The organism is Paenibacillus sp. MABNR03, assembly GCF_050455445.1.
GTDB lineage: Bacteria > Bacillota > Bacilli > Paenibacillales > Paenibacillaceae > Paenibacillus > Paenibacillus xylanilyticus.
In genome coordinates this window covers 83,137-105,721 of sequence record NZ_JBCIYR010000006.1, presented here as the reverse complement: position 1 = coordinate 105,721, position 22,585 = coordinate 83,137, and the positions used below count along the sequence as shown (strand labels likewise).

The following is a 22,585-nucleotide window of genomic DNA, read 5'->3' as shown; positions in this document are numbered from 1 at the left end:
CTAGGCTTGAACAAGAATATCTGTGGGTAACAGACCATATTTTGATTAAACGGAACCCCGATTCGGGGTTCCGTTTAATTTTACAATTTTTCACAATACATTACTTCTGGTTTTCTTCATCTAGATTCGGCAAAATCAAATATTCAGCGCCGCCCATGTAAGGCTGGAGGGCCGCCGGAATGCGAATGCTTCCATCCTCCTGTTGATGATTCTCCAGCAAGGGGATAAGAATTCGCGGTGAAGCTGCAGCCGTATTGTTCAGCGTATGGCAGTACGCCAATTTACCCTCGGCATCACGGCAGCGAATATTCGAACGACGCGCCTGAAAATCATGCAGGTTTGACGACGAATGGGTTTCTCCATAAGCCCCCCGGCTCGGCATCCATGTTTCGATATCATATTGTTTATACGTTTTCTGGGACATATCTCCTGTGCACACCGCGACTACCCGATAAGGCAGCTCCAGCAGCTGCAGCAACTCTTCAGCGTGGCCGGTAATTTCCTGCAGCATGCGCTCCGATTCCGCCGCATCTGGTGCACAGAGAATGACCTGTTCGACTTTGGCAAACTGATGAACCCGGTATAACCCTCGCACATCACGACCGCCTGATCCAACCTCACTGCGGAAACATGTCGATACCGCAGCCAGCTTGATCGGCTTCTGTACATCCACAATCTCATCGGCATAGTACGATACGAGCGGCACCTCCGAGGTTCCGACCAGCCACTTGCCCTCACCTTCCAACTCATAGACCTGATCGCGTCCTGTCGGGAAAAAACCCGTGTTCACAAGTGCATCCTCTCTGACCATTAAAGGCACTTCCATGGGTGTAAATCCATGCCTCAGCAGCAAATCCAGCGCAAGCTGCTGTACAGCCCGGTGCAGAAGTAGCCCTGCCCCTTTCAGCACATAGCTCCTTGTTCCACCGATCTTCACCCCGCGCGGAATATCAATCAGATCGTGGAGCTCTCCGAGTTCCACATGGTCCTTGGCTGTGTAATCGAATTTCGGTGTTTCTCCCACGCGCCGCAGCTCCACATTATCCTCGTCGGATGCTCCGTTCGGCGTATCCGGCGATACAACATTGGGCACCAGCCATTGCAGCCTGGTCACTTCCTCCTGCACGTCTGCAAGCTTCGCTTCGACCTGTTCCAGCTGCTCATTCAGCTGTTTTACCCGAGCTCTCAGTTCTTCGGCCTGTTCCCGATCCCCGGATTGCATCAGTTTCCCAATATCCGCTGATAATGTGTTTCGCATTCTGCGCCCTTCTTCCGTTTCCTGCAAAAGAGCTCTGCGTTCCTCATCCCGTTCCAGCAATATGCGAATGCTGATATTGATTTTTTTCCCGTCGGCCGCTGCCTGTACCTCATCTGCATGTGCCCGAATCCACTTCATGTCCAACATGGTCACCGTCTCCTTTGGCTGTAAAAATGCAAAGAGCGCCCTCATCCCTTGGGACGAGGAGCGCTCTGCTCGCGGTGCCACCCAACTTGCCGAATCAGGATATCCTCATTCAGCCTCTTGGTCCGCGATAACGGGCGGTTCCGGTTAACTTGGGGATATATTCGCTCCCCTGGCGATAACGCCTCCGAGTTGGATGCTCTTCAACGGCATGGTTCCGATCTGTAATTGTTGTGTCTCAGTATATACGAACGCCGGACCTAATTGCAACCTTCTGTATCGATCCGGAATTCATGGCATAACTTAACATGTCCTGTTATGATAGACTTTGTCTCCAAGATTGCGCTTTATTGTGATCCTCATTTTATGTATAAAAGTAGAAGGAGTTCTTTATGAAAAAATTACTTTGGATCGGATGTCTATCCTATTTCCTGATTGGACTTGCCCACGTTGTGCTCGGTTCCATTCTGCCGGTTGCACTTGAACATTATGGCAAAGATTATAGCCAAGGCGGAACGCTGATCTTCGCTCAATTTGCCGGATTCCTGGGTGGTGTATTGTTATCTCCATGGCTGAACAGACGCTTTGGTAAACGGGGAGGCCTGTTAATCGCCACAGCACTGCTCTGTATCGCAGAATTATCCTATATGCTGCTGCCACCGTGGGGCTGGATGTACGTCATCGCACCCGCAGCCGGCTTTGGATTCGGAATGGTTGAAGCTGTCATTGGTACCATTATCATTGCTGCAATCAAAGACAATACAGCCGTTGCCATGAGTCGACTTGAAGTGTTATTCGGGATCGGGGCGATGGTCATGCCGCTCATTGCCAGCGGTCTGATTGCTGCCGGATACTGGCGCCTTTCCTTTCTCGTTGTTGCGATCTGCGCAGCGCTGACCTTTGTTTTCTGGGCGAAAGGATCATTCGGTGAACTCGATGAGGTTCTAGAGAGACGTAGTTCTAATAACGGTTCAATACATGCCCACACTGCCGGGGCATCAGGTGAGATGCATCCCGTAGCTGTCAGCACACCCGGTCCAACCTATCGTGGCCGTAACATGACTCTTCTGGTATTATTCGTGCTTTTCTTCTTCCTTTATGTTGGTACGGAGATGAGTCTTGCGAACTTCATGCCAGCGATTCTGATTGAGAAAATGAACATGAAGGAAGCCGGAGCAGCGCTTAGTGTCACCTGTTTCTGGATTGCCATGTCTGTGGGACGACTCTTCGCCGGGTATATCGCAGAGAAATTCCAATACCGCGTCTATGTCCTGTACAGTTGTCTCGCATCTGTTCTCTTGTTAATGGTATTTCCATTTACAAACCAAATCTGGTCTGCATTTCTCATCATCTTACTGCTTGGACTTGCGATGTCAGGCATCTTCTCCATTGCCCTTGTCTTCGCTAGTAAACTGCTGCCTGGAACAGAAGAATCCACACCAAGCATCTTGATTGCCTCAGGCGGGGTCGGCGGTGCTATTCTGCCTTTGACCACGGGATGGAGTCTTGATCATCTGGAGATTAATCAATCTGCATGGATGCTTGCCATATTTGCAGTTGGCCTGCTTATCATTAGCGTGATCACGCATCAATGGCAGAACAAACATATAGCGGATTCTGTGACATAACAGTTATGTGTTTATCCTTTCCTGAGGATTAGAAATACCTATTGTAGAGATTGAGATGTCCACCGCCATGACTTGGCAGTGGACATCTTTTTCTAGCGTTACTCTGTTCTAACGAACCTAGCACACGCTATCCCCCTCCATTTCTACATGTTTGAGATCTAACGAATCCTAGAGGCGTTATTTTAGGTAATTATCTCAAATTCAAGGTCTCGTTGCAGTTTCTTAGCATAATAACGCCGCTGAGATTCGTTAGATTTTTCATTCCCCTAAAAACTGGCCTAATAAGGTGTTCTCGATTCGTTAGCGCTGTAATTACGGTGGAAAGTGCCCCATCTTTGCCTCAGATCACCTTTCATTACAGGTGAGAATATGATCTATTCATTTGCACAAGATTGCCCAGGAAATACTTTGGGTCCAGCTGCATCACACACTCTTGTTAACAACAGGCATTACAGGCCCGTTATCCTTGATGAATTTACCGAATACATATCGCACGAGGGGCCCCAAAATGATCAATTGATATGGCAGCGCCAGGCTGAAGTTACGAGCGATTGTATGAAGGTACTTACGGAGTACGGATGCCCCATTTAATTGATCCGCCAGGTATGCTGAAACCATCCCATACAAGGACATGATCAGAACCATGCCAATCACCATGAAAAATGACATGGCGAGCACACTCAAAATCTTGTTGGACTTGTCAAAGGGCAAGGAAAAAGCAATCTTTCTCGCTACAGGTCCGACAATGAAGGACTCTACCACAAACGCGATGACAAAACATAATATGAATTGAAGCAGTATCTCAAGCGGGGACATCCTACCGAGTAACCCACTGTGCCATAAATTGAATGTCATCATGACGACAACCATTCCTGTACACATCATTAATCCGAAAATAATTTGTTCCTTCTTGCTTGTTGGCAATTCACTCATCCTCTCTGTTTACCTTCGTAATTATAGAGATGAGGAAACCCTCCACATAAGTGAACATTCTGTGAACATTCAGACGGGTACTCCAATGAAATTATATCTCCCGTGTGATGACTTGCCGGTTGGCGCGGTCCATACATCGCGAATACTAAATGAGATTTCTGAATCCATTGGTCTGGTTCTTCCCCGATACAGATCCATTTGTCTTGGCGCAAGAAATATAAGCAAGCTTTGATGAGCTGGAGCAAAAATTCAACTCAAAAAATGTGGGTTCTTTCCTACAACATAAATCTCCAGAGAAAAGACAGTTTGGATAAAGCTGTGATTGCCATTCGTTTGATAACAGAGCCTTTCTGATTCGTAGATTCTGCTGGATGCTCACCTTTATTCACACGCGTACTATGTGCACGTTTGATATCCATAGCCTCTGTTAGTTCGTTGGCGAATGCAGAACCAGAAATGACCACAGCAGATTCGGTATTTAGAAAGGCAGATCTGGGATCAAGATTATACGAACCAACCATGCTGAGGTAATCATCCATGACAAATGATTTGCCGTGTATGGAATAAGGGCCTTGGTATTCATAAATGGCCAGACTGGTATCAAGCAACCGTTTCTTAGAGCTTAAGTATCCCGCGAAAGCCAAAGGGTTAGGGGTCTGCTGGATTGAATTGGTTAGCATGACCCATTCTGCTTTTGGATTCATCGACAGATGTACTGCTTTCTTCATTTTCTTGGTAGGAATGGCATATGGCGTCTGAAGGTACACTTTCGACTTTGCTTGATTGGCGAAATGAACAAATGCTCTCCACATGGTCGGGTCTTTATACAGCCTTTTGATTGGATTGTGAATGAAAGCGACGTGGTCGGAATGAAGAGCTCCTTGAGCCCATTCCTTCGGCAACACTTTAACAAAAGGATCGCTCTGAGCCCGAGCTTTTTTATATAACTGAGCCAGCCGAGCAAGCTCTTTTACCCCCTTTGCATGATGCTGACGTTTTGCATGTTTTTCTGGTTTGGTGAATGGATGATTCCATAACCGATCTATATATTTTTTCATTTCAACAACCGTGCTGTTCGTATTATGGTTTGGATTGTAAACAAGGACATCCCGATCGAATACATAGTCTTTTTGGGGTTGCAATGCCATGTATTTATCACCAATATTTTGGCCGCCAATGATGCCATATGTGTTGTCGACAAGAAGGATCTTGTCATGCAGACGGTTATGCCATGTCCATGGCATAAATATGTGGAGTGGTTCATAATACCTTAACTCCACATTGGGGTGAGCTGCAATGGCATCTGGAATATCACGCAATTCTCCGCGCATGCTGTGAAAAATCCCGTCTAAAATGATTCGAACATGCACACCCCGATCAGCTGCATCGAATAAAGCAGCAAAAAAGAGTTGAGATGTTTTTCCCTTTTGGATGGAGTAATAAGCCACGTCGATGCTTGTTTTCGCCTCTCGAATGGTCTGGATTCTCACCTGACCGGATTGAAAGCCGTCCTCCAAGAGTAATACGCGATCTGTTGTACTTCCTTCTGTTACCGATTTTTGCATATCCGTATTTTCAATAGTAGTTGGAGACGGAACCAAAAATAAAAGGTAAGCTGTGAAAAAAACGTAGATACAATAGGACAGAATAATTGCGAATATGATTTTAAGGATCATTCAGTACGCCCCCATTTTTATGTAAAAAATAATTATTTGTATAGCAGTACTATCTCCTTTTGTATCTAAATTATGTTATTTAAATGAATCAAGCGACCCCGGTCAAGGTCAAACGATCAAAAGCTGATCGCTGAAATAGGGAAAGCAGCCCTTATGCGACGAGATATCAAACATCGGATTTGATCCAAGTTTTTGTTGGAAACCTTCCAGATCCTCAGCACTTAGGCTATGGCCCACTATCCGATGCTTTTGCACTAAGCCAGATCGCCTTATATTATTCGCCACGATAATTATTTACGTATCCCATCCAGTTCCTGACTGGACACGTTCCACCCGCTGGCCTATAATTACACCTAGTAATGCCCGTAACTTCATAGTTTCCCAGGGGAGTCGGAATTGGCCGGCTGAGAGTGTATCCCACGAAGATACTAACCCTTAGACCTGATCTGGATCATGCCAGCGTAGGAATCGGAGTATATTGAATAGGCCCAGCCATGTGCTGTACGCCACCTCTCTAACGCCTGCACGCGTCCCGGATTTCGGGGCGCTTTTTTTGATGTTATCAGAAAGATTAAGCTTCGAAGCTGACTTACTGATATTGCAAGAAAAAGTGCCGCCAAATCGGTCTGGCTTCTTTTTTTACATGGATAAGACATTTTTCTTAATTTCTTTTTGTATAAAAAAGGATGCCATCCGGATCATAGCTGGTATAAATCGAAGGATTTATGCACCATGCTTGGATATGAAGCCAAGGAGTACCCCGTGCCACTGGCCGGACAACTGAAGGAGAGAAATCAAGATGAGATGGCGGAAAATGATCGGCCTCCTGCTCTTGTGTGTGACACTGGTCACCGTCGCTGCATGCGGCAGCCAGGAGGCAGCACCCACAGGACAGAACGGCAGCAGCAACACTGAAAACACCAATGAAGGGGATAGCGCAGCACTGAAGGATGTCAAAGTCGTGCTCGACTGGACCCCAAATACAAACCACACTGGTCTGTATGCCGCCGTGGATCAAGGTTTCTACCAAGCGGAAGGCTTGAATGTTGAGATTGTGCAGCCGGGTGCTGGGGGCGCGGATACGATGGTTGCGTCGAACGAAGTGCCTTTTGGCGTAAGTTATCAGGAGAGTGTAACACAAGCCCGTACACAGGACGTTCCGCTTGTCTCCATTGCAGCCGTCATTCAGCATAATACGTCCGGTTTCGCCGCTCCGGCGGACCGAAACATTAAATCACCCAAAGATTTTGAAGGCAAATCCTATGGCGGCTGGGGTTCCCCTGTGGAAGAAGCAGTCATGCAATCCATCATGGAAGGCGAAGGCGCCGATGTGTCCAAAGTGAAAAATATTAATATGGGCGATGCCGACTTTTTTACCGCAGTGAAACGGGACATTGATTTTGCCTGGATTTTCTACGCCTGGACCGGAATTGAAGCCGAGCTGCGCGGAGAACCCATCGACATGCTGTATGTGAAGGATTATTCCGACGCGCTGGACTATTACACCCCTGTACTCGTTACGAACGAACAGACCATTCAGAACGACCCCGAGCTGGTTAAGGCGTTTATGAAGGCCACTTCCGAGGGGTACCAATACGCTATTGATCATCCCGAAGAAGCTGCGGACATTCTGATCAAGGCTGTACCGGATCTGGATAAGGACCTTGTCCTGGCAAGCCAAAAATGGCTCAGCCCTAAGTACAAGGACGATGCTCCGCGCTGGGGTGAGCAGAAACAGGAAGTATGGCAAAATTACACGGACTGGATGTTCGACAAAAAACTGCTCGATGAGCAGATTGATGTATCCAAGGCGTATACGAACGAATTTTTACCTCAATAAAATACAACTAACCCGAAAGGAGCCGTGATCTCTCATGGCAAGCACACTGCTTAGCATTCAGGTCATTCCCAAAACGCCAAATGGTGAAAATTCATACCCTTACGTGGATCGTGCCATTGAAGTTATTCAGCAATCCGGTTTGAAATACCAGGTCAACCCGCTCGACACCACGATGGAGGGAGAACTGGAGGAACTGCTCGAAGTTGTCCGCAAAATGCACGAGGTGCTCGTGGAGGCTGGCAGTCCAAGCATCATCTCCCAGATCAAAATTGCCCATAGCCCGAACGGCTTCAGCATGGATACCCTGACGGAGAAGTATCGCTAATGCATACCTATTTCAAAAGTGTATGGCCGCCCATTGTGGCGGTTATTCTCTTTATAGCGATATGGCAGGGCGCGGTGTCCCTGTTTCACATTGAAAAATGGATGCTGCCGGCACCTTCCGACATCGCGCATGAAGCGGCATCCCAGGCAGAACGGCTCGGCATGCATGCATGGGCGACCATTCAGCTCACGTTGATCGGCTTCGCGGCGGGCACACTGGTAGGACTGCTGATTGCGATGGTGCTGCATCTGATTCCATTCCTGAAATCAGCCCTCTATCCATTACTTATCCTTAGTCAAAATATACCTACCATCGCGCTCGCTCCGCTCTTGCTGATCTGGTTCGGATTCGGGCTGCTGCCCAAGCTGATTACCATTATCCTGGTCTGCTTCTTCCCCGTTGCTGTTGCTGCCATGGATGGTCTAACCCGAACCGATGCCGCAATGATGAATTATATGCGCATGGCGGGAGCAAGACGCGGACAGATCTTCTGGAAGCTGGAGCTGCCGCACGCATTGCCCTCGATCTTCTCCGGTGTCAAAATTGCCGCCACATACAGCGTGATGGGCGCCATCATTGCAGAATGGATCGGAGCGGATAAAGGGATCGGCTATTATATGATGCTTCAAAAGTCCGCCTACCGGACAGACCGTCTATTCGTTGCGATCATGATTATTGTAGCGCTTAGCCTGCTGCTCTTCCTTTTCATTGCCCTGCTGGAGAAGCTGCTCGTTCGCTGGCGACCACAGAAGCGTTGAATCGCATCATAAGCAATATACAAGGTTAGGAGGTGAATGCGAGATGACACTCAAACATAACGAACAGGCGCAAACAGTGCCAAGCGGAAGTACCACAATTAAGGGGTCAAATGAAGGATCACTCACTCCCGCTCCCGCTGCTATGTCCGTTTCCGGGACTAGGAATCTGCCTGCGCTGGAAGTACAGGACGTTCATGCTTCATTTCGGGAACGCAGGAGCAAGCTCCCGGTCCTGAACGGATTGTCCCTGACTGTGGAGCAGGGCGAATTCGCAGCCATCGTTGGTCCTTCCGGCTGCGGCAAGAGCACGTTGTTTCACATCATTGGAGGCTTGCTAAAACCGCAAGCAGGCCAGGTCCTGATGAACGGACAGAACGTTACCGGACAGCGGGGTAAAATCAGCTATATGCCACAGCAGCCTGCTCTCTTCCCATGGCGCACCATTGAAGAAAATGTGCTGCTTGCAGGTGAAGTATCGGCAAGTGCTCCGCCCAAGGCAGAAGCACTCGCGGAAGCACGGAAGTGGTTGGCCAGTGTTGGTCTCGCCGGATTCGAACAGGCCTATCCGCATATGCTATCGGGCGGCATGCAGCAGCGTGCTGCATTTCTTCGTGCCCTGCTCAGCCCACAGGAACTGATGCTGCTCGATGAGCCCTTCAGTGCGCTCGATGCATTGACGCGCAGCGATATGCAGCGCTGGCTGCTTGATATCTGGGAACAGAACCGCCGCTCGGTGCTGTTCATAACCCATAATATCGAAGAGGCACTGCTGCTTGCCGATCGAATCTATGTGTTATCCAATCGACCTGCTGCAGTGCTGCAGGAGGTAGATGTTCCTTTTGACCGTCCAAGACGTGAAGAAATTACGGAAGAACCTGCTTTCCTTGAACGCAAACGACAGATTTCCGAGTGGATGAGAGAAGAACAAAAGAAAGCCCGACTATCTCCATAGTACGGGTTTTTGGTTGTATTTACCTAAAGTGGTGATCCAGTTCAGCATCCTTTGCGTATCACTATTCGAAAGACCAAAGACTACAGGGGGGCACCTCCATGCATACTCAAGTTTTTGCACCATTAATCGATGCTCATATTCATCTCGATCAATACACACCAGAAGAGCGACGTGAGATGCTGCAATCCTTTTCGAACAAACAGGTTGAAGCACTCATCGCAGTTTCCATGAACATGGCTTCGGCCCAGGCCAATCTGGAGCTGGCGAGACAGAATCCCCGAACCGTGTATCCGGCCTTCGGCTTCCACCCGGAACAGTCCTTGCCTGCCGCGGCAGACCAAGACCTCTTCTTTGATTGGATTGAAAAGCACATCGGACAAGCTGCGGCCATTGGGGAGGTGGGATTGCCTTACTACAATCGCCAGGAAGCTGAACAGGAGGGGCAAGATTTTGACCAGAGCGGGTATATCGAGCTGCTTGAACGGTTTATCCAGCTTGCGAAGCGGCATAACAAACCCATCGTGCTTCATGCCGTATATGAAGATGCCGACATCGTTTGTGACATGCTGGAACGATATCAGTTCAGACATGCCCATTTTCACTGGTTCAAGGGCTCCCCCAAAACTGTTCAGCGGATGGCTGATAACGGGTACTTCATCTCATTCACACCTGATATTCAATACGAAGAGGAAATCCGTGATCTGGCAAGGCGATACCCTGCCGAACAGGTCATGGCGGAAACCGATGGTCCCTGGCCTTTTGAGGGACCGTTTCAGGGGCGCATGACACATCCCGCCATGACGAGACAGGTCATTCAGGCCTGGAGCGAGATTACCGGCATGGGAAGCGAGCAGGCGGCACGACTCTTTTACCAGAACACCAAGCGCTTTTACCGTTTGCCCTAATTCAGGGTGCAGATGACGACAACAAAAAGGTCAGCCGGACTCCCCGGCTGACCTTCTTCTATACAACTACTTTAGCGCTTCATAAATCCTCTGCCTTCGAGGTAAGGCTTCATCTGAAGACGTGCCGGCTCCGTAAGGCGTTTCGCCATCAACTCGGACCACGGTGTTGTACGTTCACCGTTCGTGCGAGCTTTCATGTATGCTATCGTTGTTTCGTCGTAGCTTTCCACGCCCTGGAGCGTCTTCTCGGCATCATAGCGATTGCGGTGAAGTACCGCATTCAGTGGCAGACGTGGGCGAATTCCGGTTTCCTGATCGGCTACACCGATACACATACCGAATACAGGGTAAACCCCTTCCGGCAATCCCAGTAATTCAGTCACTTCCTCAATCCGGTTACGCAGCCCGCCAATATATACAATCCCGAAACCAAGCGACTCAGCCGCCAGAGCGGCATTCTGGGAGGCCAGGGCCACATCGATGGTTGCAACCATGAAGTTCTCTGTGGAATCGGCATAGGATTCCTTCTCTGGCAGGTGGCGTCTTGCCGCATCACTCAATCGGTACAGATCCGCACACCATACGAGAAAAACAGGACATTCTTCCACATAGACTTGGTTACCTGCCAATGCAGCGAGTTTCGATTTTAGTTTCGAATCCGTCACGGCAACGACGCTATATGCCTGTACGCTACTGGATGAGGAAGCCATCTGCCCGGCAGCTACAATTGCCGCCAGCTGTTCCTCACTTACCGGGTCCGGCTTGAATTTCCGCACCGAGCGGTGTTTCATCATCAATTCAATCGTTTCATTCATGTCTATTCACTCCCAGTCCTCGTAGTACGAATTCAATCGTCTGTTCAGCCAGCTGATCTGTATCCATATCCTCATAGTTAAACGTAAACCGTGAGTTTTTGGCACGTTTGTGTGCCAGAGCCACACCCATGACCTGAAGCATTGCATAAGATACGGAATCGATCTGGAATATCCCTTGGTCCTTGCCTTCTTGCAACAAGTCCTTCACTTTGGTCCACACAGGGTCCAGGAAGCGAAATACGGTAGCCGTGCGATGGGTATTCAGCGTTATTTCAAGCTGTACAATATCGCTCATCTCCCAGTCATTCATCGTGAACTTTACGACTTCACCTACAATTTTGGTGATACCCTCAACAGGGGACATGGACTCCGCAGCCAAATCATTCAGCATGTGACCAGGAAAGAAGTGCTCGAATATGGCTTCAAACACCTTTTCTTTTCCGCCAAAATGATACGAGACCAGTGACACATTGGCACCTGCCTCATCACAGATTTGACGAACACTTGTCCCGTCATACCCCTGCTGTGCAAAAAGTTTCTTGGCTGCAAGCAAAATCCTCGTTTTGATGTCCAATTCCGGTTCCGTCATTCCGTCCGCTCCTCTTATCCGTTCTTTTCTATGCTCCAGCTTCCCGGGCTGCAGCCAGGCTGCTCCATCTATTTATTATGAAAGTTTGTATATCAAAGCGCAAGGCAAGATCAATGCCATGTAAAGAGCAGCAATCGTACTCGTGACGAACAGCAGGCACCCCGGGTGAAGTCCACCGGGGTGCCTGCTCCAATGCTATAGAGTCATGTACGTCTGTAATATTAGCCGTTCACTTGAGCCGGGCTTGGTGCGCCTGCTGGCATGCGCTGTTTTTTGAGCAGGGTCACAACCAGGGAGAGTGCAACCGCGATGGCTAGGACAATGGCAACAGAGCCTGCTGCCGACTGAACTCCAGGTCCACCAAGTTGAACGCTCAGAATACCCTGAACCGCGTAAGTTGCAGGCAAATACTGTCCAATTCCGCTGTAGAAGCTGTTAAGCAGTTCACGCGGCACCATAGCACCGGAAGATACCAGCTGCAGGGACAGTGAGATGATGTTGAACAGGCTTCCTGCAGGTCCGAAACAGATCAGGAAGAACTGGGAGAAGAACATGAACGTGCAAAGGAACAGAGCCTGGAACAACCAGAAAGCAACGAATCCTTGGGCAATCTGTCCCCCCAGCGCAACAATCAACGATGAGCCGAGAAGCGATACCACCAGAGCGGATCCAATGTTAATCACAATTCTTGCACCGAACAGCGTCAGGCGGGAGTGCGCAGCTGACAGCATCCCCATTGCTGTCTGCAGATTCATACCCATGATCATGGCGCCGACATAAGAAGCCAGTACCATCATCATCGGTACCATCTGATTATTCATTCCATTCACGGGGTTAATCGAAGTTGTTGTTCCTTCGACCCGGGAAGCCAGGTTGGCAGCAGCAGCTGCAGCCTGATCCGCAGGTGCTCCTGTAGCCGTCAGCAGGGTCTGTACACCTTGAGCTGTTGCTTGCTTGTTAATCGTGTTTGTTACACTTTGTGATACACCTTGCATCATGCTTTTGATCGTAACCGGGTTAGCCTCGTTAATCGTGTACTTAATTTCGGCGGTGGAACCCGCGGTCTGAAGCAGCTCGTTAAAGCCTGCCGGAATATTCAGCACCATATGCACTTCGTGATGATTCAATTGATCCAATGCTTCAGCAGAACTGAGATCGGATACCGTGTGGAAAGGCAGTGTCTTAGCCATACTATCCGCTATCCCTTGGGACATTTCTCCGTCTTCATTCACAATCGCAACCGTCAATTCATTCGTGCGGTCGTTCACGCCGGAGTATGCAGTCATCCAGATGACACTAAAGATCACTTGGAACATAAGTGCCGTAACGATCCCTACAATCACTGGCGGTTTTTTCAATAAAATGCGTAATGCCTGTAACATGAATAAGGTCCCCCATTACAAAATAGTTCTAATTTGATTTAAACGATCGTTTGAATCAAACAATTGTTTAAATTTTAATGGCATATGTCACTATTGTCAACTAATTTCTGAAATGTTCAGAAAACATAATTTACATTTCACAAATAGTGCTGTCCATTTTCATAAGAAGACAAGAAAAAGCACGGCTCGCCGCAGCAAACCGCGCTTCATCTCTCTTACATGTGACGTCAAGGATATTCCATTCACAGCCTATTTGTGATTACGTTCCAACTTCAACCGTTGCAGACGCAGCGAGTTCAGCACGACCGATACCGAACTGAATGCCATGGCCGCTCCAGCGAGCCAAGGAGCCAGGAAACCCACTGCCGCGATAGGGATACCGATCACGTTATAGCCAAGCGCCCAGAACAGATTCTGCTTAATATTGCCCATGGTGCGCCGACTCACTTCGATCGCATCCGCAATACTGTTAAGATCGCCACGCATCAGCGTAATATCCGCCGCTTCCATCGCTACATCTGTCCCTGTTCCGATCGCCATGCCGATATCTGCTGTAGCCAGAGCAGGAGCATCATTGATCCCATCGCCGACCATAGCCACTTTGAGCCCGCGATCCTGCAGCTTCTTCACTTCAGCAGCTTTGCCCTCAGGCAGGACCTCTGCCAGGACATTATGGATACCCGCTTGCTCCGCTACAGCACGAGCAGTACGCTCATTATCCCCCGTAATCATGATGACATCTATCCCCATGGCCTGAAGACGCTGAATGGCTTCTTGTGATGTATCCTTGATTGTATCTGCGACAGCCACTATACCTGCCCAGCGGCCATCTACCGCAACCAACATCGCCGTGCGACCGCGTTCCTCCAAATCGTTCATCTGTTGAACGGTCGCCTCCGGAACCTCCACATGAGCATCTGCAAGCAGCCGCCGTGTTCCAACCAGAACTTCCTGACCCTCGACTCTGGCCCGAACGCCATACCCCGGCACGTTCTCGAACTGCTCCGATTGGGTTAAGGTGTGTCCTTTGGCTCGAATTCCTGCTACAATGGCTTCCGCCAGCGGGTGCTCAGAACTCTGCTCTGCTGCTCCAACCCGTTTCAGCAGCTCCGCTTCTGCCCAATCAGATGCTGTGATTATATCTGTCAGTACCGGTTTGCCTTGAGTGACCGTGCCTGTTTTGTCCAGTACAACCGTCTGAATCTGCTGTGCCGATTCCAGATGTTCGCCGCCTTTGAAAAGGATGCCATACTCAGCTGCACGCCCTGACCCGGCCATGACTGAGGTTGGTGTCGCCAGCCCGAGTGCACATGGACAGGCTATGACAAGTACAGCAATCGCTTTTTCAAGCGATCCGGCGAAATCACCGGGACTTGCGAACAGATACCAGATCAGGAATGTCAATACAGCAATCCCGACCACAATCGGGACAAAGATTCCCGAAATGACATCCGCAATTCGCTGAATGGGCGCTTTAGAACCCTGCGCCTGTTCAACCACTTTAATGATTTGAGATAACGCCGTATCTGAACCGACTCGGGTCGCGCGCAGTCTCAGTGCACCATTTTTGTTCAGCGTAGCGCCCGTTACGGCGTCACCAGGCTTTTTATCGACAGGCAAACTCTCGCCGCTCAGCATGGATTCATCTACTGAGGACTGCCCTTCTTCCACGATACCATCCACGGGAATGCTATCCCCTGGTCTTACCAGAACAAGGTCACCTACCGCCACATATGCTGCAGGAACAACCACTTCCTGCCCGTCCCGGATTACCCGGGCTTCACGAGGAGCCAGTTCGATCAGGCTTTTAATTGCCTGCGACGAGCGGCCTTTTGCTACGGCTTCCAACCATTTGCCAAGCAAGATTAATGTAATCAGAATGGCACTGGTTTCATAATAGAGTTCTATTGAAGGCGTGGTGGCCGTTGTACTCGCCCCCATCCCACCATGATCCATTGTCGTTGGGGTTACAAATCCACTTGTGAGGGTCAGGTAAAGACTATAGAAGAATGCCGCACTTGTACCCAAAGCGACCAGGACGTCCATATTGGCACTGCCATTCCGCAAGGCCTTATAAGCCCCCACATAAAATTGCCATCCAATCACGAATTGTACCGGAGCTGCCAGTACCAGTTGGAACCACGGATTCATAAACAGCTCAGGCACCCATATCCAAGAAGTGAACGAGAAATGACCTACCATCGCCCATAGCAGAGGTATTGATAATAGAGCGGATATCATCCACTTCCATTTCTTGCGCTGCAGCTCACGCTCACGGACAGATGAGGTTTCTTCCTGTGTCTGCTGCAACTCAGCACCGTAGCCAAGCTGTTTGATTTTGGCCGTGATATCGGAAGGTTTCAATGCTCCGGCTGCATATTCAACATGCCCTGTCTCCAGCGCCAGGTTAACATTCGCACGCGATACGCCTGGCAATCGGGAGAGCCCCTTTTCAATTCGGGCAGAGCATGCGGCGCACGTCATCCCCGTAATGTCCAGATCAACAGACTCCGTCACTGTACCGTAGCCAAGCGCCTCCACCTTATCCCGCAATGCGCCTAGACTAACAGCTTTCGGATCGTAGGTCACGCTTGCTTGCTCTATGGCAAGATTGACACTGGCCTGCTGAACACCTTCCATACGTGATAATCCCTTTTCGATCCGTGTGGAACAGGCCGCACAGGTCATGCCCGTAATCTGCAGCGTTGTCTGCAAACCATCCGGCTGCGATCCGGCTCCTGGTGTATTATCCGTTGATGATGATTTATCCATGATGTCAGTCTCCTTTCATTTTGAATCGTTATCTCATAGTACCCCTAGGGGGTATAAAACAGACAAAAAATCAGGCTTAAACGATGCACCCTCTTGTGATCAACGCCTGTCGGCACTTTGGACTGAGCCATAAATCGAGAGAACACCATTTAAGCCAACTTCTTAGACTACATCGTATCCTTGATCTTCAATGGCAGCCTTGATCTGCTCCACATTGACTTGCTGTTCATCATATTCCACTGCAACGGTTCCCGCTGCCAGATCCACTTGTCCTTTGGCACCCGCACTTTTCACAGCTTCTTCGACTGATTTCACGCAGTGGTTGCACGACATTCCAGTAACATTCAGTGTAACGTTAGACATAATTCATTTCCTCCTTGGCATATATAAATGATTACTTCATTCTGCATATCATTACTTCATCAATTTCCTTACCGTAACCAACAGCTCATCTACAACCTCGTGTTCCCCCGCTTGGATCCGTTCAACGATACAACTCTTCATGTGACCTTCAAGCAGCAGCTTGCCCACTGAATTGAGCGCAGACTGCGCAGCCGCAATCTGGGTAAGCACATCGTCACAATACGTGTCCTTCTCGATCAGTCCCTTGATCCCGCGGATCTGTCCTTCTACCCGGTTCAAACGGGATATCAAGTTACCCTTCATCTCCTGCGAGTGATGGCTCTTGCGCACATGCTTCCCGTCACTGCCTTCAGAATGACATGCAGCCGCTTGTTGATCGGGCGGTACAGCCGCTTCCGGCTGGTTTGTTACTGATGGTTCCAAGGGTTCCTTGGGATGGCTCTGATGATCCATCATGAACACCCCTTTTCTTCGTTCTTTTCACAGTGTAACATACCCCATGGGGGTATTCAAGCGTTAAATATAAATTTATTTATTCGCCAAAAGTCCTCTTGTAATCCCGTATTATTTTAAAATGTGCAAGAAACTGCTACAGTATGTACTCCATCCTGCTGCTTCGGACAGACAGACCCATTTGTTCATAGAAGGCCTGTGCTCCCGTATTAAATGTAGATACCGTCAATTCAACACTGTCTGCCTGGAGCTCCCTGCCCATTTCAATCAGCGCGTGCATCAACTTCTTCCCTGTCCCCTGACCCCGCTGACCGCTTCCAACAACTAATTCATTGATATACAGTATTTTGCGATCACACAGCAGATCCACATTTTGTATCAAACTTAATTGTGCACTTCCGTAACCAAGAATTCTACCTGTGCTTGATGACTCAGCAACAAATAGATATCGCATGTCCGTATCCAGTAATTCTACAAACTCCTGCTTCTCCATCCTGGATTGCAATGCTCTATACACATCGGGCCGAGCTTCAACATGCATCTGATGCAATTCATTCATTAGCAGCGATACGCCCGGATAGTCTCGAGCCTCTGCCTTTCTGATATGGATACGATCCACTCTCATCACACCTTCCTTGCTTGAATTTACATTATTATATAACAAAATAAAGCAGATACCTCAGGCGGTATCTGCTTTGGTTAGAAACGACTCTTTCGTTTCGTCTTATTCTTTGGAGGACTTCCCCTCATCAAATGCAACCGGTGATGGCTTCGCAGCCCAATCATCCGCTTCGGGCTCGATATCTACGCCGTTCATGATTTTCTTTTTCTCCATCAAGGAATCCCCGTCTTCGTCCAGCTTGTTGCGAATTTCCGCCTCATCTTGAGGTTGATTATTCTGTGTCATTCTAGAGTCCTCCTTTATATTTCATCATCATAATGATGTTCCTTTATATAACTTACCCAATTTTTTCATTCCCATTCGCCATATGTGCTATTCGAAGTCCACCTGTTTGTCCAATATGACTTCTTCTATCTTATGTTCCAACTCCGGGATTGAAGGGATCAGTGAGAATTGAATATTTTCCAGAGAGGAAGGCAGGGCGGGAACCACGCGAAAACTCATTTGTGTGTCGCCACCCCCTCCACGACTGCTATGTCTCATCGTCATATAACCCTGCCCACTAATAATCTCTAGCGCCAGATGTGGTACCACATGTACACGCTCAGCTTCCTTCCCTTTATATTGAATCTCCAGATGAACTATGCTCTCTGTCTCATATTGCATGGAATGGGTTATGAGGTACTCGCATGAATCGATTACTGCTTTCTTCATAATTGACACCACACCGATCAATGGCAGTTCTTCGCGCGGGAAGAACTGCATCTGCGGCATGGGTTGAACATTACGAATAACATAACGGATGTCTTCTTCCTTCATATCCAGTGATGTTACCCATTCATCTATAATCTCTTGAGGCGGATGGTATTGAACCGCTCCCGTAATATTTTTCCGTGCAGCGACCAGTCTAAGCAGTTGTTCATCAATCTGCCGCACCTCATCATTATATTCAAAAGGAATTGCACGAAATTCACTCCACCCCATATTCCATTCGCCTCCTGTTTAATGAAATTCTATTATGTATCCGGTATAAGTCTGCGTCCAAGTTCGTGACCCAACATAACAATGGGCAGAACTACAAGTCCCACTGGTATGCTTACCAATACCTCCCCCCAAGTTACAATTCCCTCGTTCAGAAATCGGTAAAACAGATACATGCCGTACGGCAACGTGATACATACTGCGCTGACTACCCCCGGGGTGTACATTTTCAGGTACAAGCTTTGCCCGATATGTGTAAATACATGCAGCAAAAAGAGTGTATTAAAAGCCAAAAACATAAAATAATGTCCATACTCTGCAGCTATATACACAAAGGGTATGAAGACGACAAATTCCAGCAGTACAGCCACACCGAACTGGCTGCTGTTGATCCGCAGCATGGATTCCAGACGTTTGGAGACCCTTGGCGAGACACGCTGGAGAACTTTTGTTTTATTCTTCCGAATCCAGGGACCTACCCAAATGATTTCTTCGAGATCATGAAGCAGAAAAGTGACAAGAAATAACCAGATGAGTGTTGTAAGCGACATGGGTTAATAAAACACCTCCTCGTTAGATCATGTTAAATTCTGTATGCTCATAAACTAATTCGCTACTCCACACCTTCTCCCCCTTCTTGGCATGGAATTATAATTCATTCACTTAATAATAAAAAAGTGGCGAGCCTCCCGCCCAGCTGGAAAGCTGGATCGAGGAGGTTCACCACTAGCTTTTATATTTTTGCGACTTTGCTGCCCTTTACCTTTAGATTTACGAGCAGAATGCTGGCTATAATCATGACTAAACCTGCGATCAGATTGACCGTCACCGATTCCCCAAGGAACAGTACACTGCATAACAGAGCAATCAGCGGAATCAGAAATGTGAAGGATCCCACCTTGCTGGCTTCACCGGAGCTGACCAGTTTGAAGAACGCGAGCCATCCCATTGCAATGACAAACACTGAAATGAACAGCATATCCAGTATAAAAGGAAGTACCCACTGCACTTCAGCCCAGCTCTCTGTGGCTGTACCCGTTAACGTCAGGACAACCCCGCCAAGCAGAATCGGAATCGCCGTCATCCAGATCCCGTCCACCTTCGTTGATGTTCTCTTCATATATACGGTCCCAATCGCCCAGCTGATCGCACTAAACAGTCCAAGCATAACCCCTTCGGGGGATACTTTGCCTGTCATGCCGCCGATGCTGATCGTCGCCACACCGGCAAACCCGAGAACCAGTCCGGCGATTTTCAATCCATACATCGACTCGCCCAGCCACAGCCAGGCCCCGATCCCGAGCAGCACAGGCTGAAGGAACACAATGGAGGAAAATAAACCTGCGGGCACTTCCGTCAGACCAACGGTCTGAAAGCCGTAGAAGAAAATAATGTTCAGCACCGCAGAGATAGCATAGATATGCCAGGTTTCCCGGAGCCGCAGCGTTTTGTACCGTGGAAAAGCATAGATACCAAGCAACAGTCCGCCAATTAACAGTCGCATGCCTGCAAACAAAAGCGGTGGTGTGAAATTTAACGCATATTTGGTCAGGGGCCAGTTTACTCCCCACATAAGTACCAGAAAAGCCAGGACCCAGCCTGCTTTTGCACGTGATAAAGCCATAAGTCAATCTCTCCTATCCGTTGATCGTTTCCGTGTCTCCATGATACAATAGTCACCGAAATAATTGAAATGCATGTTAATCATAAGGAGCATACCATATTAGTTATGACCAATTCACAATTACAGTTGTTCGTGAAAGTTGCCGAAACCGGAAGTTTCACCCGTGCAGGACAGGAACTGAATATGACGCAGCCTGCGGTCAGCCGGGCCATCTCTTCTCTTGAAAATGAATTGGACGTCACCCTGATCATACGGGATCGGCGGAACGGAATTTTACTTACCGATGTGGGGCAGCGAATATTGGTCATCTTCCGTCGGATCTTGCAGCAATACGATAAAGTTCAACAGGTTGTTGCGGCTGAAAAAGGACTTGAGATTGGTACCATTCGCATTGGTTCTTTTCCCATGTCATCTGCCCATCTGCTGCCCAAAATTATCCGCTCCATCCGTGACCGCTATCCGCACATTGAGTTTGAGCTGCATGAGGGAAATATTCATGAGATTCAGGAGTGGCTTAATTCACGCTCTATTGATGTTGCTCTCATTATTGTGACAGATAAGGAACCATTGGATAGGGCTTATGAGACGCTGCCGCTGTATAATGAAGAGATGCTGGCTGTGTTTCGGGAGGATGAGCCATTTGCGGATCAGGAGATCCTGCCGGTGAAGAGGCTGAACCAACATCCGATGATTATATGCAATGGCGGATACGAAGTGCCCATTGTGGATTTGTTCAGACGGGCGGAAGCGGAGCTCAAATTCGGGTTTATTGTGCATAACGTCAACACTTGCCTTAGCATGATTGAACAGGGACTGGGTACCGCTTTGCTGCCTGCCATTTCTCTTTCCTGGCTGCCTCCTGGTGTAAAAGCAGTCCCTACCGAACCGAAGGCTTATCGCAATATTGAGATTGCTGTCCCATCCCTGGTGGAAGCTTCCCCGGCATCCCGTTTGTTTATCGAGACGGCGCAGCACTTGTTCGGGAAGTAACTCGCGATATAAAAAAGACGTTCACTACGTCATACAACATGACCAAGTGAACGTCCCTTTTTCAAACCAACCATTTCAGATGGAGCTTTACTTTACCTTACGTTGCACCCCGATGAGCGATGCCTACGCCTGATCTTGGCGTGCGAGCGCAGCAAGCGCACGTAGAGCCGCATTCATCTCGTGTTCAACTGCATGTGCTACTGCATCCGTATGCGGATCATACTCGGCCGCCAGATCGCTGTCCGCGAAACCATCGATCGCCACAATCGCTCCGGAACGTGCACCGCGCAATGTGCTGACAATGTAGAGTGCCGCAATTTCCATCTCGGCTGCAAGCGCACCAGCCTGTTTATACTTGCGGTGAGGAATCTCCTCCACCCCTGTGAAGAACGCATCCAGTGTCACTGTGATGCCTACGCCGACTTTGCCTGCAGCAGTTGCCGCGTCGGCATTCCCTTTCTCCTGTGCAGCTTCAATCAATGCCTGTGTAACTCCGATATCAGCAACCGCAGGGAAACCATCCGGCACCAGTTGACGGGTCAATCCGTCCGAGCGGACCGCTGCCGTACTGACAATCAAACTGCCTGCCGGGTAATCCGCAGTATACGAACCTGCTGTTCCGACACGAATCAGGGTAGTCACCCCAGCACGAATCAATTCTTCGAAGCAGACAGCTGCCCCCGGTGAACCAACGCCATGGCTGACAACAGCCATCTCCACACCTTCATACAGCCCCACGAATGTGCGATACTCCCGGCTGAACGCCAGTTCTCTTGCCTGCTCCAGCTTACGGGAAATCTTCTCGGCACGAGCGGGATCACCACAGACAATGGCATAAGCAGGCATGTCCTCCGAATGAATCTGTAAAATGGGCATCAACATGTTAATCAAACTCCTTCTTCGTCCATTCGTCTTCCGGAATCGGCAGATCTTCGCCCGAGAAGCGCTGCTCTTTGAACGGATCGGCAAAGTGGTGAAACCCGTTGCTCTCCCAGAATCCGTTACGATCTTCTGTCATGAATTCCAGACCGCGTATCCATTTGGCACTCTTCCAGAAATACAGCTGCGGCACCACCAGGCGCAGCGGGTAGCCATGCTTCGGTGTAAGCGGCTCGCCGTTATATTTAAAAGCAAGCAATACGTCGTCGTGCAGCAATTCTTCGAGTGGAACATTCGTCTCATAATCATGATCGGCATGGATCATGACATATTTGGCCTCCGGTTTGACGCCCAAAAGCTTGATGAAATCCGAAAAACGAATGCCTTCCCACGGTGTATCGAATTTCGACCAGCGGGTTACGCAGTGAATATCACTTACGGTATTTACCTGCGGCATGGCCTGAAGCTCGGCGAAGGAAAACACTTTCTCTTCCTCTACCTCGCCGAACACTTTCAGATCCCACGTGGACAAGTCGTATTCCGGAACTTCACCTTCATGCAAAATCGGGAATTTCTCGGTTAGCATCTGTCCCGGCGGCAGCCGATCTCCATGCTCAGCACCCGCTTTGGGTGCTGGAGTTTTGGTTTTTTTCAGACGTTCAGCCTTGTTATGCAATGTTAACCCTCCTTCTTTTT

Annotated in this window: 23 protein-coding genes and 1 riboswitch; of the genes, 7 read left to right on the top strand and 16 right to left on the bottom strand. The window is 48.9% G+C overall.

Annotation, left to right across the window (positions count from 1 at the left end; all coding sequences use genetic code 11):
* Positions 1–100 precede the first annotated feature (100 nt).
* Complete coding sequence (serS, locus tag AAIH57_RS24720; RefSeq protein ID WP_430023375.1) at positions 101–1,405, bottom strand: serine--tRNA ligase; 1,305 nt, start codon at positions 1,403–1,405, stop codon at positions 101–103.
* 389 nt (positions 1,406–1,794) lie between these two features.
* Here serS and AAIH57_RS24715 point away from each other — a divergent pair, with 389 nt between their 5' ends.
* The gene (locus tag AAIH57_RS24715) at positions 1,795–3,030 is read left to right on the top strand and encodes an MFS transporter (protein WP_430023374.1); all 1,236 of its coding nucleotides are present in this window, start codon (positions 1,795–1,797) and stop codon (positions 3,028–3,030) included.
* A 423-nt stretch (positions 3,031–3,453) separates the two neighbouring features.
* Here the strand turns inward: AAIH57_RS24715 and AAIH57_RS24710 are convergent, their stop codons facing one another.
* Together AAIH57_RS24710 and AAIH57_RS24705 are read right to left on the bottom strand one after the other, a co-directional pair.
* Entirely contained in the window at positions 3,454–3,963 is a 510-nt protein-coding gene (locus AAIH57_RS24710; protein ID WP_430023373.1) for a hypothetical protein, read from the bottom strand.
* Positions 3,964–4,238: 275 nt separating this feature from the next.
* A complete protein-coding gene (locus AAIH57_RS24705) occupies positions 4,239–5,528 on the bottom strand; it encodes a phospholipase D-like domain-containing protein (protein WP_430023488.1) in 1,290 nt (429 codons plus the stop codon).
* A 484-nt stretch (positions 5,529–6,012) separates the two neighbouring features.
* Positions 6,013–6,125: riboswitch (TPP riboswitch) on the top strand.
* A gap of 313 nt (positions 6,126–6,438) precedes the next feature.
* On the opposite strand from AAIH57_RS24705, the gene AAIH57_RS24700 reads away from it, so the two are divergent.
* The 5 genes from AAIH57_RS24700 (at position 6,439) to AAIH57_RS24680 (ending at position 10,419) form a co-directional block, all read left to right on the top strand.
* The gene (locus tag AAIH57_RS24700; protein ID WP_430023372.1) at positions 6,439–7,479 is read left to right on the top strand and encodes an ABC transporter substrate-binding protein; all 1,041 of its coding nucleotides are present in this window, start codon (positions 6,439–6,441) and stop codon (positions 7,477–7,479) included.
* A gap of 34 nt (positions 7,480–7,513) precedes the next feature.
* Positions 7,514–7,804, top strand: coding sequence for an MTH1187 family thiamine-binding protein (locus AAIH57_RS24695; RefSeq protein ID WP_095291668.1), 291 nt, complete (start codon positions 7,514–7,516; stop codon positions 7,802–7,804).
* Positions 7,804–8,562 (top strand): ABC transporter permease, encoded by a 759-nt coding sequence (locus AAIH57_RS24690; protein WP_175395847.1) that lies wholly within the window; start codon positions 7,804–7,806, stop codon positions 8,560–8,562. The genes AAIH57_RS24695 and AAIH57_RS24690 overlap by 1 nt, the downstream gene beginning before the upstream one ends.
* Before the next feature lie 142 nt (positions 8,563–8,704).
* Complete coding sequence (locus AAIH57_RS24685; protein WP_430023487.1) at positions 8,705–9,514, top strand: ABC transporter ATP-binding protein; 810 nt, start codon at positions 8,705–8,707, stop codon at positions 9,512–9,514.
* Positions 9,515–9,612: 98 nt separating this feature from the next.
* Positions 9,613–10,419 carry a TatD family hydrolase gene (locus tag AAIH57_RS24680; protein WP_430023369.1) on the top strand — a complete coding sequence of 269 codons (807 nt, stop codon included), beginning with the start codon at positions 9,613–9,615 and terminating at the stop codon, positions 10,417–10,419.
* A 71-nt stretch (positions 10,420–10,490) separates the two neighbouring features.
* Here the strand turns inward: AAIH57_RS24680 and nfsA are convergent, their stop codons facing one another.
* From nfsA to AAIH57_RS24625, 11 genes are all read right to left on the bottom strand, one after another.
* Positions 10,491–11,234: an oxygen-insensitive NADPH nitroreductase gene (nfsA, locus tag AAIH57_RS24675; protein ID WP_430023367.1), complete on the bottom strand. Its 744-nt coding sequence runs from the start codon at positions 11,232–11,234 to the stop codon at positions 10,491–10,493.
* Complete coding sequence (locus AAIH57_RS24670; RefSeq protein WP_175395850.1) at positions 11,227–11,823, bottom strand: TetR family transcriptional regulator; 597 nt, start codon at positions 11,821–11,823, stop codon at positions 11,227–11,229. Before AAIH57_RS24670 ends, nfsA begins: the two co-directional genes overlap by 8 nt.
* A gap of 221 nt (positions 11,824–12,044) precedes the next feature.
* The gene (locus tag AAIH57_RS24665) at positions 12,045–13,205 is read right to left on the bottom strand and encodes a YhgE/Pip domain-containing protein (protein ID WP_430023365.1); all 1,161 of its coding nucleotides are present in this window, start codon (positions 13,203–13,205) and stop codon (positions 12,045–12,047) included.
* A 249-nt stretch (positions 13,206–13,454) separates the two neighbouring features.
* Positions 13,455–15,977: a heavy metal translocating P-type ATPase gene (locus AAIH57_RS24660; protein ID WP_430023363.1), complete on the bottom strand. Its 2,523-nt coding sequence runs from the start codon at positions 15,975–15,977 to the stop codon at positions 13,455–13,457.
* A gap of 162 nt (positions 15,978–16,139) precedes the next feature.
* A complete protein-coding gene (locus tag AAIH57_RS24655) occupies positions 16,140–16,340 on the bottom strand; it encodes a copper ion binding protein (protein WP_175395853.1) in 201 nt (66 codons plus the stop codon).
* Positions 16,341–16,391: 51 nt separating this feature from the next.
* Positions 16,392–16,793: a metal-sensitive transcriptional regulator gene (locus AAIH57_RS24650; RefSeq protein WP_175395950.1), complete on the bottom strand. Its 402-nt coding sequence runs from the start codon at positions 16,791–16,793 to the stop codon at positions 16,392–16,394.
* Positions 16,794–16,929: 136 nt separating this feature from the next.
* Positions 16,930–17,418, bottom strand: coding sequence for a GNAT family N-acetyltransferase (locus AAIH57_RS24645; protein ID WP_175395854.1), 489 nt, complete (start codon positions 17,416–17,418; stop codon positions 16,930–16,932).
* 99 nt (positions 17,419–17,517) lie between these two features.
* Positions 17,518–17,700, bottom strand: a complete 183-nt coding sequence (locus tag AAIH57_RS24640; protein WP_175395855.1) for a hypothetical protein — start codon at positions 17,698–17,700, stop codon at positions 17,518–17,520.
* A gap of 87 nt (positions 17,701–17,787) precedes the next feature.
* Entirely contained in the window at positions 17,788–18,399 is a 612-nt protein-coding gene (locus tag AAIH57_RS24635) for a hypothetical protein (protein WP_430023360.1), read from the bottom strand.
* Between the two features lie 32 nt (positions 18,400–18,431).
* Positions 18,432–18,947 carry an HXXEE domain-containing protein gene (locus AAIH57_RS24630; protein WP_430023358.1) on the bottom strand — a complete coding sequence of 172 codons (516 nt, stop codon included), beginning with the start codon at positions 18,945–18,947 and terminating at the stop codon, positions 18,432–18,434.
* A gap of 182 nt (positions 18,948–19,129) precedes the next feature.
* Positions 19,130–20,020 (bottom strand): DMT family transporter, encoded by an 891-nt coding sequence (locus AAIH57_RS24625; RefSeq protein ID WP_175395858.1) that lies wholly within the window; start codon positions 20,018–20,020, stop codon positions 19,130–19,132.
* A gap of 105 nt (positions 20,021–20,125) precedes the next feature.
* Here AAIH57_RS24625 and AAIH57_RS24620 point away from each other — a divergent pair, with 105 nt between their 5' ends.
* Entirely contained in the window at positions 20,126–21,010 is an 885-nt protein-coding gene (locus AAIH57_RS24620) for a LysR family transcriptional regulator (protein WP_175395859.1), read from the top strand.
* A gap of 123 nt (positions 21,011–21,133) precedes the next feature.
* Here AAIH57_RS24620 and AAIH57_RS24615 read toward each other — a convergent pair whose 3' ends face one another.
* Both AAIH57_RS24615 and AAIH57_RS24610 read right to left on the bottom strand, forming a co-directional pair.
* Entirely contained in the window at positions 21,134–21,892 is a 759-nt protein-coding gene (locus AAIH57_RS24615; RefSeq protein WP_430023355.1) for a nucleoside phosphorylase, read from the bottom strand.
* 1 nt (position 21,893) lies between these two features.
* A complete protein-coding gene (locus AAIH57_RS24610; protein WP_430023353.1) occupies positions 21,894–22,565 on the bottom strand; it encodes a sulfite oxidase-like oxidoreductase in 672 nt (223 codons plus the stop codon).
* Positions 22,566–22,585: the final 20 nt, after the last annotated feature.